The sequence below is a fragment of the Candidatus Williamhamiltonella defendens genome (genome assembly GCF_900699045.1).
GTDB classification, from domain to species: domain Bacteria; phylum Pseudomonadota; class Gammaproteobacteria; order Enterobacterales; family Enterobacteriaceae; genus Hamiltonella; species Hamiltonella defensa_A.
The window spans coordinates 1-668 of the sequence record NZ_CAADHL010000012.1 but is presented as its reverse complement, the minus strand read 5'-3'; the positions used below and the strand labels follow the sequence as shown (position 1 = coordinate 668).

General features: G+C 32.8%; 1 pseudogene. It reads right to left on the bottom strand.

The window, feature by feature from the left end:
• Nucleotides 1-13 precede the first annotated feature (13 nt).
• Nucleotides 14-304: pseudogene (locus CICURV3402_RS07035) on the bottom strand (recombinase family protein); the annotation flags it as partial.
• Nucleotides 305-668: the final 364 nt, after the last annotated feature.

The window sequence follows — 668 nt, the reverse complement described above, 5'->3', positions numbered from 1 at the left end:
CAGACAAGGCTTACCATGAAATGGGCACATCTAGGCGGACAATTCGCAGTTCATGTTGTTCAATCTTTTTTGTAGCGTTATTTAGTCCGTGCTTACTGAGTCGAGTCAAGCAGTCTATTTGTTGTTCTCCTAGTAAAATATCATTTCTATGACTGTCCTTCAGTTATCGTCCTGGCTCCGGTCTATCGAGTTTTTGTGCCTCCGATTTTCTGGCTGTGCTCCTGAATAAATTGCTTCGGCATCTCTTTTTCTCGATCAGAGAATGATCTTCTATTGATGTTCTTAAATAACCTCTGATGAACATTTTTAGCGTATTGGCGCATTTAAGTTGTTTCATGAAAAATATTGCATATAGGTTATATCATTATGATTATTTAGTCCCGTTTTTATTTATGTCATTAGGGTATAACTCTTAGGCGATAAATTTTAATGAAAATGTTACACTTAAAATTATAAATATATAAATATGTTTTTCTATGTTTTTTGAAACTGATATTTTTATTTAATATACTTTTAATCTTAAATCCTACTTTAATGAATTACAAATTCAAAATTTATCGTAAAAGCTATTAATTATGATGATATCAGTGTCGAACCAGACATGAGCTGCGAATTGTCAGCCTAGATGTGCTAATTCATGAAAAGCCTTGTCTGATCTAGAAGCATCA